The organism is Streptomyces rubrogriseus (assembly GCF_027947575.1).
GTDB classification, from domain to species: Bacteria; Actinomycetota; Actinomycetes; order Streptomycetales; family Streptomycetaceae; genus Streptomyces; species Streptomyces rubrogriseus.
Genome location: NZ_CP116256.1, coordinates 1,256,012 through 1,270,982, shown reverse-complemented (window position 1 = coordinate 1,270,982; position 14,971 = coordinate 1,256,012). Strand labels below are relative to the sequence as shown.

The following is a 14,971-nucleotide window of genomic DNA, read 5'->3' as shown; positions in this document are numbered from 1 at the left end:
GTTGCCGGTCATGACGCACAACATCCCGCTCTCCCCCCGCCCCCGCCCGCTGCACGTCCTGGCCGACGGCCGGCGCCGGCTGATGACGGCCGCCCAGCTGCGGGCGCACGGCGTCTCCGCCGCGGAGACCAACGAGCAGTGCCGGCCCGGCGGACCCTGGCAGCAGCTCCTGCCGAACGTCGTCCTGCTGCACCCGGGGCCGCCGACCAGCGACGAGCGCCTGCACGCGGTGCTGCTCTACGCGGCGCGGGACCGCACCTCCGGCACGGCGCCCGGCGCGATCGCCTCGGTCCCGGTCCAGCCGGGCGGGGAGCACCCGCCGGTACCGGCCTACGCGGAGGCGATGATCACGGGCCTGGCCGCGCTGACGCTGCACGGCTTCTCCGCCGCGCCCCCGCTGTCGGCCCTGGAGCTCATCGACGTCCTGGTCCCGCGGCTGCGCCGGCTGCGCACGACGGGATGTGCGCGCGTCGTCCGCACGACCGCGCTGCCGACCGCCGTGGAGCTGACGGGGGTTCCGGTGGCGCCGGTGGCGCGGGCCCTGGCGGACGCGGTCGCCGAGCTGACCGACCCGGGCACGGTCCGCCGGCTGCTGACCGAGGCGGTGCGCGCCGGTCACTGCGAGCCGGCCGCGGTGGTACGGGAGCTGAACCGGGCACGGCTGCTCAGCCGCCCGCACGTGGTGGACGCGGTGGACTCGCTGGTCGCCGAGGGGCGGGCCCTGGCCGAGCAGCGGCTGTACCGGATGGTGCGCGAGTACGCCCTGCCCGAGCCGGTCTGGAACGTCGGCCTGCGCCTGCCCGGCGGCCCGCACCTGGGCGGCGTGGACGCCTTCTGGCCCGAGCAGGCGGTGGCGCTGGAGCTGGACACCCGGGCGCACCGGCAGCAGGAGGACGACGTAGCGCGGGCGGAGCACGCCCGCAAGCGCGAGCACCTGGAACGGCTGGGGATCACGGTCGTACACCTCACCCCGCGCAAGCTGCGGGACTGCCCGGAGCACGAGGCGGCCGTCGTACGGACGGCGCTGATGGCGGCCGGGGACCGGGAGCCCGCCGCGTACGTCGTGGTACTGCCCCGGTAGAGGCGCCGGGCGGGCCGGCGGGTGACGGGGACCGGAGACCGGAGACCGGGGACGGAGGACCGGGAGGCCGGGGGCGGAGGACCGGGAGGCCGGGGGCGGGGGCCGGGAGGCGGGGGACGGGAAACGGGATTGTCATGACCCGCCCCTTGTGTCCCCGATGGCGCATGGCGGAAGTACGCCATGGCTTCATCCCGTCCCGGACAACTCTCCCCAATCAGTGATCTCTTGAGTAAAGCTGAGCGGTCGTTCGGGATCGGATTCCGGACTGCCTCGGCCAGGGCCGGTCGGCCTTGGTCGTACCGCTCGTTCCTTCACCCCAAGGGATGCCGATGACCAACAGCCCCCAGCGCGAACCGATACCGGGCGCGAGACGCGCGGCCCGCCTGGCCCTCGCCACGGGTCTCGCCGCCGCGCTCGCCGCCGTCGGGCCGGTGCCCGCGGCCCTCGCCGCCGACGGGCCCGCGACGACCGCGCCGCCCGTCGACGCGTCCGTCAAGTCCGCCCACGACAAGCTCGGTTCCGACGACGCGGACCTGCTCGCCGAGGCGAAGGCCGCCGGCGAGAAGAACGTGACGATGATGGTCGCCACCGCGCCGGGCCGGACCGAGCAGGTGGCGAAGGAGCTGGACGCGGTCTCCGGCGGCACCGTCGGCCGCACCTACGACGAGCTGGGCTACGTGCGCGCCACCGTGCCCACCGCCAAGGCGGACTCGGCCATCGCCGCCGCCGCGAAGCTCTCCTCCGTCCACGGCATCGACCTGCGCGACGAGATCCCGCTGGACGACCCGACGCCGAGCGCCGACATGGCGAAGGGCGCCGCGCACAAGGGCCGTTCCTACCCGGCGCCCAACCGCTGGACCCCGGCCGAGAACCCGTACAACCCGTCCTTCGAGACGGGCGCCGTCGACTTCGTGAAGAAGTACCCGAAGTCGGACGGCCGCGGCGTCACCATCGGCATCCTCGACTCGGGAGTCGACCTCGGCCACCCGGCGCTGCAGAAGACCACCACCGGCGAGCGCAAGATCGTCGACTGGGTCACCGCCACCGACCCGGTCGTCGACGGCGACCGCACCTGGCGCCCGATGACCACCTCGGTCTCCGGCCCCACCTTCACCTACGACGGGCAGACCTGGACCGCGCCCGCCGGCTCGTACCGGGTCAGCACCTTCCTGGAGTCGTACACCACCGGCGGTGACGCCGCGGGCGACGCCAACCGGGACGGCGACACCACCGACTCCTGGGGCGTGCTGTACGACGCGAAGGCCGGCACGGTCCGCGTCGACCTGAACAACAACCACGACTTCGCCGACGACACCCCGATGAAGCCCTACAAGGACGGCTTCCAGGTGGGGTACTTCGGCACCGACGACCCGAAGACGGACGTGGCCGAGCGCCAGCCCTTCGTGGTCGAGGTCCGCAAGGACGTCGTCTACAACTCCGCGGGTGCCAAGGCCGACTTCGTCAACATCGGCGTCATCGAGTCCGAGCACGGCACCCACGTCGCCGGACTCGCGGCCGCCAACGGGCTGTTCGGCGGCCGGATGGACGGTGCCGCACCCGGCGCGAAGATCGTCTCCTCGCGCGCGTGCACCTGGAGCGGCGGCTGCACCAACGTCGCGCTCACCGAGGGCATGATCGACCTCGTGGTCGACCGCGGCGTCGACATCGTCAACATGTCGATCGGCGGACTGCCCGCCCTCAACGACGGCAACAACGCCCGCGCCGAGCTGTACACCCGGCTCATCGACACCTACGGCGTCCAGCTCGTCATCTCCGCGGGCAACTCCGGCCCCGGCGCCAACACCATCGGCGACCCCGGCCTCGCCGACAAGGTGATCTCGGTCGGCGCCTCCATCTCCCGCGAGACCTGGGCCGCCAACTACGGCTCCGCGGTGAGGACCAAGTACCAGATGATGCCGTTCTCCTCGCGCGGACCGCGTGAGGACGGCGGCTTCACGCCGACGCTGACCGCGCCCGGCGCCGCGGTCAACTCCATCCAGACCTGGATGCCGGGCGCGCCGGTCCCCGAGGCGGGCTACGACCTCCCGGCCGGCTACGGCATGCTCCAGGGCACCTCGATGGCCTCCCCGCAGGCCGCGGGCGCCTCGGCGCTGCTGCTGTCGGCGGCCAAGCAGGCCCGCATCGACCTCACCCCGGCGAAGCTGCGCACGGCGCTGACCTCCACCGCCGACCACATCAAGGGCGTGCAGGCGTACGAGGAGGGCGCGGGCCTGATCAACATCCCCGACGCCTGGAAGTCGATCCGGCGCGGCGCGAGCGCCCACGAGTACACGGTGAAGGCGCCGGTCGACACCGCGATCGACCAGTTCCTCGAGACGCCGGGCTACGGCACCGGCCTCTACGACCGCGAGGGCGGCCTGAAGGCCGGGCAGAAGAAGACGTACGAGATCACGCTCACCCGTACCTCCGGCGCCGACCGGCCGATCCCGCACGAGCTGGACTTCGAGAACAACGCGGGCCACACCTTCCGGATCGTCGGCCGCGACGAGGTGAAGCTGCCGCTGAACGAGCCGGTGACCGTCAAGGTCGAGGCGCGCCCCGGCTCCGCCGGGCTCAAGAGCGCCATCCTCGAGGTGGACGACCCGCGCACCGAGGGCGTCGACCAGCAGGTGCTGACCACGGTCGTGGTCTCCGCCCCGCTGAAGTACGACTTCTCCGCGAAGAACTCGGTGCAGCGCAACAGCACCGAGTCGTACTTCGTGACCGTCCCCGAGGGCGCGAAGGCGCTGGAGGTGGCGATCGGCGGGCTCAAGGGCGAGAGCCAGACCCGGTTCATCTCCATCCACCCGTACGGCGTCCCCTCCGACAACACCTCGACGCCGTACTGCTACAACAACTACCTCGACGGCAACGGCTGCCGCCCCGACGTGCGCGCCTACGCGGACCCGCAGCCGGGTGTCTGGGAGGTCGAGGTCGAGGCGCGGCGCACCTCGCCGCTGCTCGACAACCCCTACGAGCTGGACGTCACCGTGCTCGGCGCGGACTTCGACCCGGAGGTCGTGACCGTGCCCGAGGCCAAGGCCGGCACCCCGGCCGACGCCTCCTGGACGGTGACCAACAAGTACGCCGCCCTGGAGGGCAAGCTGGTCGGCGGTCCGCTCGGCTCCTCCGAGACGTCCCGGCCGACGATCAAGCAGGGTGACACGGCCACCTCCACGATCGAGGTGCCCGAGGGCGCGGACTCGCTGGACGTCGCCATCGGGGGCGTCTCCGACGCGGCCGCCGACCTGGACCTGACGGTCTACGGCGAGGACGGCGCCGTCGTCGCCCAGTCCGCCGACGGCGACTCGGAGGAGTCGGTCTCCGTCGCGAAGCCGGCCGCCGGCACGTACACCGTCGAGGTCGCGGGCTACTCCGTGCCGTCGGGCAGCACGGAGTACGACTACCGGGACGTGTACTTCGCCGCCACGCTCGGCTCGGTGACGGTGGACGACTCGGCGACGGTGAAGCTCGGCACGGGCGCCTCCGCCACGGTCTCCGGCAGCGTCACGGCCCTGGCCGCCGCCCCCGAGGGCCGCGAGTTCTTCGGTCGCGTCCAGCTGGTCAACACCCACGGCACGGTCGCGGGCCTGGGCAGCGTGCGGATCGGGAAGGTCGTGCCGTAGTCCGGTGCGGTACGGGGAGGGGGCGGGCGTGCCGGTTCGGGCGCCCGCCCCTTTCGCTTGCCCCGCGGGGGTCAGTCGCAGGTGAGGGTGCGGGACTCGGGCAGGGAGGCGGTGACCCAGGCGCGGGCGGTGGCGATGTTCCGGTCGCCGGTGATCACCGTGTCCGCGGTGGGCCGGTCCCGCAGGGCGCCGACCAGCACCCGGTCGCCGGGGGCGAGGCGGGCGAGGGCGTCGTCCAGGACGAACGCCGTCGTCGGCCCGGTGCTCTTCGCGGGTGCGTAGGCGTGCGTCACCCGGAGGGTGATCCGGTGCCGTGCGGTGCCCGGTACCGGTTCGGCCGCGGTCACCGTGCCCTCGGCGACCAGCCGGGCGCACGCGAGGTAGCGGGGGGTGCCGAAGACCAGGGCGGCCTCCTGGCCCGCGGACGGGCTGTCCGGCCGCGCCGCGGAACTGTCGGCCGCGCTGCCGCTCGCCGCGTCGTCGGAGGCACCGCTGCCGCCCTGCACGACCAGCCAGCCCAGCCCCGTGACCAGGACCCCCGCGCAGGCCGCCGCGAGGACGCCGAGCGCGAGGCGGAAGGGGCGACGGCGGGGTGCCGGAGCCCGGACGGGGGCCGGAGCCGGGGCCGGGGCCGGGCGGTCTTCCGGGACGGTGTCGCCCAGGGCCTCGCCGATCAGGTTGAGCTGCTCCCGCAGCAACGCCACGTCGGCCGTCGCCGAGCGGTACTCGCCCCGGGCGTCCGCCCCCGCGTCCGGCGGCAGCGGCTCGCCCGTGATCGCGGCCATCAGCGCGTCGTACCCACCGGGGTGCTGTTCGGCGGCCATCTCACACCACCTCGTCCTCGTGCAGGCGGGCGCGCAGGGCCCGTACCGCCGTGTGCAGCCTGCTCTTGACCGTGCCCTCGGGGATGCCCAGCTCCTCGGCGATGCCGCGCACCGGAAGATCGGCGTAGAAGCGCAGGACGAGGACCTGGCGCTGGGCGTCGGGCAGCTCGTCCAGGCCCTGCGCGACGGCCAGGGACAGGACGCTGGCGTCCTCGTCGCCGGGGTGCTCCGTCTGGCGCAACGCGGCCAGGCGTTCACCGAGCCGGTCCTGGCGGCGTCTGGCCCGGTGCCAGTCCATGGCCAGGTTGGAGGCGACGACCGCCGCCCAGGCCGACACGTCGCGCGGCGCCTCGCGGCCACTGGCCGTCCGCTCCAGCAGCCGCAGACGGACCTGCTGCACCCCGTCCGGCAGGTCCGCCTGCGGTACCCCGCCGAGCGCCAGCACCGCCCGCACCCGGCGTTCCTGTGCCGCGTCCAGGGGGTCGTCGCGTACGTCGTCCCCCTGGCCGCGGCGGGCCCTTCTGCGCAGCAAAGCCATTTCCTCCCCCGGCCACGTTTCCCCTACGACGCGCGAGCGGCCCGAAACGTTCGCCCCGACGGCCGCCTATCGGCGCGAGGCGTACGTCACATCGTCGTGTGGGGCGGGAAGGGATGGGCAGGGGCGGACCGAGCCACCGCGTCCCAAGGTGCGGGAACACCGTGCAAAGGATTGGACAGGCGGGCCGGGCTTCGCCCCATGATGGAAAAGTCTCGGCCGAGCAAAGCGCGCGTGAGGACACGCGTACAAACGGAGAAGGAGTCACCGTGAGGGTCGGAATCGTCGGAGCCACCGGTCAGGTGGGCACGGTCATGCGCAGGATCCTCACGGAGCGCGACTTCCCCGTCACCGAGCTGCGCCTGTTCGCCTCGGCGCGCAGCGCCGGCAAGGAGCTGGACGGCGTGACGGTGGAGGACGCGGCCACCGCCGACTACTCCGGGCTGGACATCGTGCTGTTCTCGGCGGGCGGCGCCACCTCCAAGGCGCTGGCCGAAAAGGTCGCCTCGCAGGGCCCCGTGGTGATCGACAACTCCTCCGCCTGGCGCCGCGACCCCGACGTCCCGCTGGTGGTCTCCGAGGTGAACCCGCACGCGATCGCCGACCGCCCCAAGGGCATCATCGCCAACCCGAACTGCACCACGATGGCCGCGATGCCGGTGCTGCGCCCGCTGCACGCGGAGGCGGGCCTGGAGGCGGTGGTCGTCGCCACCTACCAGGCGGTGTCCGGCTCCGGCCTGGCCGGCGTGGACGAGCTGTTCGAGCAGGTCCAGAAGGTCGGCGCGGACGCCCCCAAGCTGACCCACGACGGTTCGGCGGTCGAGTTCCCGAAGCCGGACAAGTACGTGGCGCCCATCGCGTACAACGTGCTGCCGCTGGCCGGTTCCATCGTCGACGACGGCCTGCACGAGACGGACGAGGAGCAGAAGCTCCGCAACGAGTCCCGCAAGATCCTGGAGATCCCGGAGCTGAAGGTGTCCGGCACCTGCGTGCGCGTGCCCGTCTTCAGCGGCCACTCCCTGCAGATCAACGCCCGTTTCGCCCGGCCGATCAGCGTGGCGCGCGCCAAGGAGCTGCTGGCCGGCGCCCCCGGCGTGGCGCTCACCGAGGTGCCGACGCCGCTGGAGGCGGCCGGCCAGGACCCGTCGTACGTGGGCCGGATCCGCCAGGACGAGACCGTGGACAACGGGCTCGCCCTGTTCGTCTCCAACGACAACCTGCGCAAGGGCGCGGCCCTGAACGCGGTGCAGATCGCGGAGCTGGTGGCGGCCGAGCTGTCCGCCGCCAAGTAGTCCACCGCTGTCCAGGGGCGGTCACCCGGTGCGGGGTGGCCGCCCCTCACGTATCCCGACCGCTCGATGCGGAGTATGACAATCCGCCCCACCGGTCGTGCCGATCGTGTGAAGATCACGCCATGACGCAGATGACGAAGGGCGGCAACCTGCCCGTTCCCGGGGCCGCCCTCCAGGTGGCGGTGACCTGGCGGCAGGGGGTTCACGTACCGGACGTGGACGTTTCGGCCCTGCTGCTCGACGCGACGGGCCGGGTCCGCTCGGACGCCGACCTCGTCTTCTACAACCAGCCGGCCCACCCGTCGGGCGCCGTGCGCCACCTGGGCAAGGGCCAGGGGGTCGACGGCACGGGCGCCGACTGGCTGTGGCTGGACCTCGCGGCCGTCGCGCCCGGCACGGACCGGGTCGTGGTGGCCGCGTCCGCCGACGGCGGAACGTTCGGGCAGGTGCCCTCCCTGGACGTCCGGGTCGCGCTGCCGGACGGGCAGCAGGTCGCGTCCTTCCCGATCGGGGACGCCTCGACGGAGACCGCCTTCGTCTTCGGCGAGTTCTACCGCAGGAACGGCGGCTGGAAGTTCCGCGCGGTGGGGCAGGGGTACGCCTCCGGTCTGGCCGGGCTCGCCACGGACTTCGGCATCTCGGTCGCCGAGGACCCGCAGCCGGTTCCCCCGGCCCCGGCCCCTGTGCCCCCCGCTCCCCTGCCGCCCGCCTCCGTGGCCCCACCCGCCCCCGTGGCCCCACCCGTCCCCGTGTTCCCGCCCGCCGACCGCCTGGCGGCGGAGCTGGCGCTCTCCTTCCCGCCGTTCACGCACCGCGCCGCGGGCAAGGAGCGCGTCACCTGCCCGCCGAACCTGCCGCCCGGCGCCCGCGTGGTCGTCGAGATCGAGTGCAGGGACAGCCTCTCGGTGAACATCGACTCCTGCGACGCGTACGGCCGCGCCGACCAGGACCTGCTGTCCACGTACGAGGACGAGGTGCACGCCCGTACGTTCGCCACCGTCCCCCAGGACCGCCCGCTGTCCCTGGTGGTGCGCGCCGACACGCCCTGGACGCTGCGGGTGCTGCCGCTCGCCCACGCCCGGCGCCTGGAGCGCAGCCTCGACGGGCGGGGTCCGGACCTGCTGGTGTACGAGGGCCCGCCGGGCGTGCTCTCCTTCGCCCACCAGGGCCGGAGCAACTTCGTCGTCTGGCACTACTTCGCCTCGGACGACCCCGAGTGGCAGGGAGACGAGGAGGACCTTCTCGTCAACGAGGTCGGCCACCTCGACGTGCTGGCCCCCGTCCGGGCGCCCGGCCTCCTGCGGATCGAGGCCGACGGTCCCTGGCGGCTCGGGGTGGGCGGCTGAGCCGGGCGGGGCTCAGTCCCGGCGCACCTCGTACAGGAAGCAGCCGTACTCGACGGCCCGGACGTGGACGAACGCCACGGCCGGGTCGTCGAGCGCTTCCCGGAGGGCGGGCGCGAAGTCGTCGCCGGAACCGACCAGGCGTCCGCCCAGGATGCGTCCGTCGGCGGAGTAGCGGCGGACGGTGCGGTGCGCGTTGGTGAACGCGAGGCCGTCGCCGTCCGGTCCCGCGCACCGCTCGGCGTGGATGAAGACGGGGCCCTGCTCGTCGTAGGCGCCCGGGTCGGCGCCCGTGTCCGCCGCCCAGCGGCGCAGCGGGGCGTAGGAGACGAGGGCGATGTGCTCCCCCGCGCGGCTGCGGCGCAGGCAGCAGCGCAGCGGCGCGCCGCCCTCGTCGTCGGTCACGGGTGCGGGGACGCGGCCCGCGTCGTCGGCGACGCGCAGTTCCTCGAGGGTGGCCGCGGGGATGGGTCGTGCCGTGTGGGCGTTCATGCGTCCAGGCTCACGCGCGGGAGGTCCGCGCACCGGCGGGAAACGGACATCGCGTTCGGTGCGGGGCACGTGGAAGGATGGCGCAACCCACACATAACGAGGAGATGACCGCGTGCCTGGCACAAACCTGACTCGCGAAGAGGCGCGGCAGCGGGCGACGCTGCTGACCGTTGACTCGTACGAGATCGATCTCGACCTCACCGGCGCGCAGGAGGGCGGCACCTACCGGTCCGTGACCACGGTGCGCTTCGACGTCGCCGAGGGCGGCGGCGAGTCCTTCATCGACCTGGTCGCGCCGACGGTCCACGAGGTGACGCTGAACGGCGACGCCCTCGACGCCGCCGAGGTGTTCCAGGACTCCCGCATCGCCCTGCCGGGCCTGCTGCCGGGACGCAACATCCTGCGCGTGGTCGCCGACTGCGCCTACACCAACACCGGCGAGGGCCTGCACCGGTTCGTCGACCCGGTGGACGACCAGGCGTACCTGTACACCCAGTTCGAGGTGCCGGACGCGCGCCGCGTCTTCGCCAGCTTCGAGCAGCCGGACCTGAAGGCGACGTTCCAGTTCACCGTGAAGGCCCCCGAGGGCTGGACGGTCATCTCCAACTCGCCGACGCCCGAACCGCAGGACAACGTCTGGGAGTTCGAGCCGACCCCGCGCATCTCGTCGTACGTCACGGCGCTGATCGTCGGCCCGTACCACTCGGTGCACAGCGTGTACGAGAAGGACGGCCAGTCCGTCCCGCTCGGCATCTACTGCCGTCCCTCGCTGGCCGAGCACCTCGACGCGGACGCGATCTTCGAGGTCACCCGGCAGGGCTTCGACTGGTTCCAGGAGAAGTTCGACTACCGGTACCCGTTCAAGAAGTACGACCAGCTCTTCGTGCCGGAGTTCAACGCGGGCGCGATGGAGAACGCGGGCGCGGTGACCATCCGCGACCAGTACGTCTTCCGCTCCAAGGTGACGGACGCCGCGTACGAGGTGCGGGCGGCGACCATCCTGCACGAGCTGGCGCACATGTGGTTCGGCGACCTGGTCACCATGGAGTGGTGGAACGACCTGTGGCTGAACGAGTCGTTCGCCACCTACGCCGAGGCCGCCTGCCAGGCCGCCGCGCCGGGCTCGAAGTGGCCGCACTCGTGGACGACGTTCGCCAACCAGATGAAGACCTGGGCGTACCGGCAGGACCAGCTGCCGTCCACGCACCCGATCATGGCGGACATCAGCGACCTGGACGACGTGCTCGTCAACTTCGACGGCATCACGTACGCCAAGGGCGCCAGCGTCCTCAAGCAGCTCGTGGCGTACGTCGGTGAGGACGCGTTCTTCCGGGGCGTGCAGGCGTACTTCAAGCGGCACGCGTTCGGCAACACCCGCCTGTCCGACCTGCTGGGCGCGCTGGAGGAGACCTCCGGCCGCGACCTGAAGACCTGGTCGAAGGCGTGGCTGGAGACGGCCGGCATCAACGTGCTGCGCCCGGAGATCGAGACCGACGCCGACGGTGTCATCACCTCCTTCGCCATTCGCCAGGAGGCCCCGGCGCTCCCGGCGGGCGCGAAGGGCGAGCCGACCCTCCGCCCCCACCGCATCGCGATCGGCGCCTACGACCTCGACGGCGACGGCAAGCTGGTGCGTGGGGAGCGCGTCGAGCTGGACGTGGACGGCGAGCTGACGGCCGTGCCGCAGCTGGTCGGCAAGGCCCGCCCGGCGGTGCTGCTCCTGAACGACGACGACCTCTCGTACGCGAAGGTCCGCCTGGACGAGCAGTCGCTCGCCGTGGTCACCGAGCACCTGGGCGACTTCACCGAGTCCCTCCCCCGCGCCCTGTGCTGGGCGTCGGCGTGGGACATGACCCGGGACGCGGAGCTGGCGACCCGCGACTACCTCGCCCTGGTCCTGTCGGGCATCGGCAAGGAGTCCGACATCGGTGTCGTGCAGTCGCTGCACCGCCAGGTGAAGCTGGCCATCGACCAGTACGCCGCCCCCACCGCCCGCGAGGCGCTGCTCACCCGCTGGACCGAGGCCACGCTGGCCCACCTGCGGGCCGCCGAGGCGGGCAGCGACCACCAGCTGGCGTGGGCGCGGGCGTTCGCGGCGACGGCGCGGACGCCGGAGCAGCTGGACCTGCTGGACGCGCTGCTGGACGGCACGCAGACGATCGACGGCCTGGCCGTCGACACCGAGCTGCGCTGGGCGTTCGTGCAGCGGCTGGCGGCCGTGGGCCGGTTCGGCGGGTCGGAGATCGCGGCCGAGTACGAGCGGGACAAGACCGCCGCCGGTGAGCGCCACGCGGCCACCGCACGGGCGGCCCGCCCGACCGAGGCGGCCAAGGCGGAGGCCTGGGAGTCGGTCGTGGAGTCCGACAAGCTGCCGAACGCCGTCCAGGAGGCGGTCATCGCCGGCTTCGTCCAGACCGACCAGCGCGAGCTGCTGGCGGCGTACACGGAGCGGTACTTCGAGGCGCTGAAGGACGTCTGGGCGTCCCGTTCGCACGAGATGGCCCAGCAGATCGCGGTCGGCCTGTACCCGGCGGTGCAGGTGTCGCAGGACACCCTGGACCGCACGGACGCGTGGCTGTCCTCCGCCGAGCCGAACGCGGCCCTGCGCCGCCTGGTCTCGGAGTCCCGCTCGGGCATCGAGCGCGCGCTGAAGGCCCAGGCTGCGGACGCGGCGGCGGCCGAGTAAGGGCGGTTGCCGCGTACGCAGTCAGTTGCGTACAAGGTCAGTTGCGCAGGAGGGGGCGTCCGGTGCGCGTGTCGCGCCGGGCGCCCCTTCGCGTGCGCTCGGGCGGGTGTTCAGGGGCGCGCGTCCGCCGCCGTGCGCAGGGCCGTCAGCACGGTGGCGACGGCGGCGTCCTCCTCCGCCCCCTTGCGCACGGCCGCGACCACGTGCCGGACGGGGCGGTCCGCGCGCAGTTCGCGCATCGCCACCCCGTCCCGGGGGACGGCGGCCATGCGCGGGACCAGGGCGACGCCCATGCCCGCCTCGACCATGGCGAGGATCGCCGGCCATCCCGCGGCCGCGTGCCCCTGGTGCGGCCGGAACCCGGCGGCCTCGCAGGCGCCGCGGGTGATGTCGGACCAGGGCCCGCTGCCGCCGAAGATCCACGGCTCGGCGGCGAGGTCGGCCAGCCGCAGCCGCTCCGCGCGGGCCAGCGGGTGGTCCCCGGGCAGGGCGACGTCCAGCGGGTCGGCGAGCAGCGGGACGCGGGTGAAGCGCGGGTCGACGGCGCTCGGCGCCTGCGCGGCCAGCGACAGCGCGAGGTCCACCTCCCCGGCGGCCAGCAGCTCGTACGCCTCCTGCGCCTCGGCCTCCCGCACCCGCACCGCGATGCCGGGGCGCGTGGCGCGCAGCGCGGTGACGGCCGGTACGACGAGGGCGGGTACGGCGGTGGAGAAGGCACCGACCCGGACCTCGCCCGCCTCGCCCCGGATGTGCGCCGCCAGCTCGGCGTCGGCGCGCTCCAGTTGCTCGAACACCGCCTCGGCGTGGCGCAGCACCAGCCGGGCCGCGTCCGTCAGCCGGACCCTTCTGCCGTGCGCCTGGAGCAGCTCCACGCCGAGTTGCCTGGAAAGGTTCGTCAGCTGCTGGGAGACGGCGGACGGCGTCATGTGCAGCGCCTCGGCCGTCGCGGTCACCGTGCCCCTCTCGCGCAGCGTCCGCAGGATCTGCAGCTTGCGGATGTCCCAGTCGGCCATGGCGGCAACCTACCGGCGGCCCCCGCGACCTACCGGCGGGCCCCCGCCCCCAGGACGACGCCACCGAGGATCAGCGCCATGCAGCCCGCCTGCGCCCAGCCGGTCGGCTCGGCGAGCAGGGCCCAGGACAGCAGGGCGACGCACACCGGCTGGAGGTAGTAGACGACCCCGGCGCGGGACGGTCCGATCAGGGAGATCGCCTTGTTCCAGGCGAAGAAGGCGACGGCGGAGGAGGCGACACCGACGTAAAGGAGCGGCCAGACGGTACCCGGTGTCGGCCGGAAGCCGCCCTGGACGGCGAGGCTGACGCCCTGCGCGGGAAGCAGCAGGACGGTGCCGACGAGGAACGTGGTGAACAGGAACCCCGCCCCGTCCAGTCCCTCGGGCCTGCGGCGCAGCAGCGCGCTGTACGACCCGAAGCAGCAGGCGGCGGCGATCATCCACAGGTCGCCGGCCGAGAAGGACGCGCCGTCCCCTCCGACGAGCAGCAGGACGCCCGCACAGGCGACGGCCAGACCGGCGACCCGGCGGGCGCCGAGCCGGACGCCGCCCGCGCGTTCGTAGAGGGCCATGAGCACCGGGGACGCCGCCATGATCATGCCCATGTTGGCGGCGGGGGTGGTGACGCCGGCCTGGTTGACGAGGGTGTTGTAGACGGTCACGCCGAGCAGGGAGGCGAGGACCACGAAGCCGAGGTGGCGCCGGATCAGTGCGCGCTGCCGCCAGGCCCGCCGGGCGCCGAAGGGGGCGACGACGGCGAGGGCCACCACCCAGCGCCAGAACGCGTGCTGGACGGGCGGCACGCTGTCGCCGAGTGCCCGCGAGGTGACGAAGCTGCCGGACCAGACGAGGGTGGCCAGGACGGCGAGCGCGAGACCGAGGGCGACGGGCGCCGTCGGCCGCGCCGGGTCGCCGATCGGCGTGGGGGCTTCGGCGGGGTGGGTGGTGATGCGGCGGGCGGCTGTGGCCACGAAGGTCCTTTCCTGGTCGGAGGCCTGGCGGGCCTACCGTCGCAGGGCCGTACCCGTCAGGTCCATCGAATCTTTTCGACCGTTCCGTGAAGCAGAACTGAAAGATCCGCCGCCCATGGCGACCGGCGGCGTGCGCGGTGCGCTCGGCACCGCCTGGCCCGCGAGGGTCGCCCCGAACGCCAGCGCCATCCCCGCCAGTTGCACCGGGCCGAGCGCCTCGCCGAGCGCCGCCCAGCCGATCACGGCGGCGGTCAGCGGCGAGAGCGGTCCTAGGAAGGTGACCTGGGTGGCGGAGAGCCGGCCGATGCCGCGGAACCAGAGCCAGTACGCCAGCGCCGTGTTGGCCAGCGCCAGGTAGAGGTAGCCGCCGATCGCCGGGCCGTCCAGGGCGGGCGGGGCACCCTCGACCAGCAGGGCGAGCGGCGCGAGGAGCAGGCCGCCCGCGGTCAGCTGCCAGCCGGTGAGGGCGAGTGGGCCGACGCCGTCGGGGCGGCCCCAGCGCCCCGCGAGCACGGTGCCGGTGGACATGGACGCGGTGGAGGCGAGGGCCGCCAGCACGCCTAGCGGGTCCAGCGCCCCGGCCGCCTCCAGCACCACCAGGCTGACGCCGGCGGCGGCGACGACGCCGGTGAGCACGGACCGGGCGGTGGGCCGCTGCCCGAGCAGGAGGGCCGAGAGGCCGACGACGAGGAGCGGGCCGGCCGAGCCCACGACGGCGGCCATTCCGCCGGGCATCCGGTAGGCGGCGAGGAACAGCAGCGGGAAGAAGGCCCCGATGTTCAGCACGCCCAGCACCGCCGCCTTCCCCCACCAGGCGCCGCGCGGCAGCACCCGGGCGAGGGCGAGCAGCAGCAGCCCGGCCGGCAGGGCACGCATCAGCCCGGTGAACAGGGGCCGGTCCGGCGGCAGGAACTCGGTGGTCACGGCGTAGGTGCTGCCCCAGGAGACCGGGGCGAGGGCGGTGAGCGCGATGACGGCGGGGCGGGTGGCGGCCATGAGGGCACCCTTCGGAGACGAATGAAGCTCGATGGCAAGTAGCTTACTTCTAAGCAAGTTTCCGTCAAGCCACTTTCTTGCGGCCGAGCGGAACGGAACCGATACTCGTCGC

11 protein-coding genes are annotated in these 14,971 nt (G+C 73.5%); 5 read left to right on the top strand and 6 right to left on the bottom strand.

Going from position 1 to position 14,971, the window contains the following annotated elements; all coding sequences use genetic code 11:
• Positions 1-10: 10 nt before the first annotated feature.
• Together Sru02f_RS05565 and Sru02f_RS05560 are read left to right on the top strand one after the other, a co-directional pair.
• Complete coding sequence (locus Sru02f_RS05565; RefSeq protein WP_174855127.1) at positions 11-1,081, top strand: hypothetical protein; 1,071 nt, start codon at positions 11-13, stop codon at positions 1,079-1,081.
• 329 nt (positions 1,082-1,410) lie between these two features.
• Positions 1,411-4,707: a S8 family serine peptidase gene (locus Sru02f_RS05560; protein ID WP_109032908.1), complete on the top strand. Its 3,297-nt coding sequence runs from the start codon at positions 1,411-1,413 to the stop codon at positions 4,705-4,707.
• Positions 4,708-4,778: 71 nt separating this feature from the next.
• Here Sru02f_RS05560 and Sru02f_RS05555 read toward each other — a convergent pair whose 3' ends face one another.
• The gene (locus Sru02f_RS05555) at positions 4,779-5,531 is read right to left on the bottom strand and encodes a hypothetical protein (protein ID WP_109032907.1); all 753 of its coding nucleotides are present in this window, start codon (positions 5,529-5,531) and stop codon (positions 4,779-4,781) included.
• A 1-nt stretch (position 5,532) separates the two neighbouring features.
• Complete coding sequence (locus Sru02f_RS05550) at positions 5,533-6,069, bottom strand: RNA polymerase sigma factor (protein WP_087809326.1); 537 nt, start codon at positions 6,067-6,069, stop codon at positions 5,533-5,535.
• A gap of 266 nt (positions 6,070-6,335) precedes the next feature.
• On the opposite strand from Sru02f_RS05550, the gene Sru02f_RS05545 reads away from it, so the two are divergent.
• Together Sru02f_RS05545 and Sru02f_RS05540 are read left to right on the top strand one after the other, a co-directional pair.
• Positions 6,336-7,358, top strand: coding sequence for an aspartate-semialdehyde dehydrogenase (locus Sru02f_RS05545; RefSeq protein WP_109032906.1), 1,023 nt, complete (start codon positions 6,336-6,338; stop codon positions 7,356-7,358).
• A gap of 122 nt (positions 7,359-7,480) precedes the next feature.
• Complete coding sequence (locus Sru02f_RS05540; RefSeq protein ID WP_109032905.1) at positions 7,481-8,704, top strand: TerD family protein; 1,224 nt, start codon at positions 7,481-7,483, stop codon at positions 8,702-8,704.
• 12 nt (positions 8,705-8,716) lie between these two features.
• On the opposite strand, the gene Sru02f_RS05535 is transcribed toward Sru02f_RS05540, so the two are convergent.
• Entirely contained in the window at positions 8,717-9,193 is a 477-nt protein-coding gene (locus Sru02f_RS05535) for a DUF1203 domain-containing protein (protein WP_109032904.1), read from the bottom strand.
• Between the two features lie 112 nt (positions 9,194-9,305).
• Between Sru02f_RS05535 and pepN the strand changes: the two genes are divergently transcribed.
• Positions 9,306-11,879, top strand: coding sequence for an aminopeptidase N (gene pepN, locus Sru02f_RS05530; protein ID WP_109032903.1), 2,574 nt, complete (start codon positions 9,306-9,308; stop codon positions 11,877-11,879).
• A 110-nt stretch (positions 11,880-11,989) separates the two neighbouring features.
• On the opposite strand, the gene Sru02f_RS05525 is transcribed toward pepN, so the two are convergent.
• From Sru02f_RS05525 to Sru02f_RS05515, 3 genes are read right to left on the bottom strand one after another with little or no spacing between them, the layout of a single operon-like run.
• Positions 11,990-12,892: a LysR family transcriptional regulator gene (locus Sru02f_RS05525; RefSeq protein ID WP_109032902.1), complete on the bottom strand. Its 903-nt coding sequence runs from the start codon at positions 12,890-12,892 to the stop codon at positions 11,990-11,992.
• 29 nt (positions 12,893-12,921) lie between these two features.
• Positions 12,922-13,863, bottom strand: a complete 942-nt coding sequence (locus tag Sru02f_RS05520; RefSeq protein ID WP_109032901.1) for a DMT family transporter — start codon at positions 13,861-13,863, stop codon at positions 12,922-12,924.
• Between the two features lie 33 nt (positions 13,864-13,896).
• The gene (locus Sru02f_RS05515) at positions 13,897-14,859 is read right to left on the bottom strand and encodes an EamA family transporter (protein WP_109032900.1); all 963 of its coding nucleotides are present in this window, start codon (positions 14,857-14,859) and stop codon (positions 13,897-13,899) included.
• Positions 14,860-14,971: the final 112 nt, after the last annotated feature.

Coding starts and splice junctions, on each gene's coding strand:
- Sru02f_RS05565 (WP_174855127.1), top strand. CDS start 11: ATGACGCACAACATCCCGCTCTCCCCCCGCCCCCGCCCGCTGCACGTC.
- Sru02f_RS05525 (WP_109032902.1), bottom strand. CDS start 12,892: ATGGCCGACTGGGACATCCGCAAGCTGCAGATCCTGCGGACGCTGCGC.
- Sru02f_RS05535 (WP_109032904.1), bottom strand. CDS start 9,193: ATGAACGCCCACACGGCACGACCCATCCCCGCGGCCACCCTCGAGGAA.
- Sru02f_RS05555 (WP_109032907.1), bottom strand. CDS start 5,531: ATGGCCGCCGAACAGCACCCCGGTGGGTACGACGCGCTGATGGCCGCG.
- Sru02f_RS05560 (WP_109032908.1), top strand. CDS start 1,411: ATGACCAACAGCCCCCAGCGCGAACCGATACCGGGCGCGAGACGCGCG.
- Sru02f_RS05515 (WP_109032900.1), bottom strand. CDS start 14,859: ATGGCCGCCACCCGCCCCGCCGTCATCGCGCTCACCGCCCTCGCCCCG.
- Sru02f_RS05550 (WP_087809326.1), bottom strand. CDS start 6,069: ATGGCTTTGCTGCGCAGAAGGGCCCGCCGCGGCCAGGGGGACGACGTA.
- Sru02f_RS05540 (WP_109032905.1), top strand. CDS start 7,481: ATGACGCAGATGACGAAGGGCGGCAACCTGCCCGTTCCCGGGGCCGCC.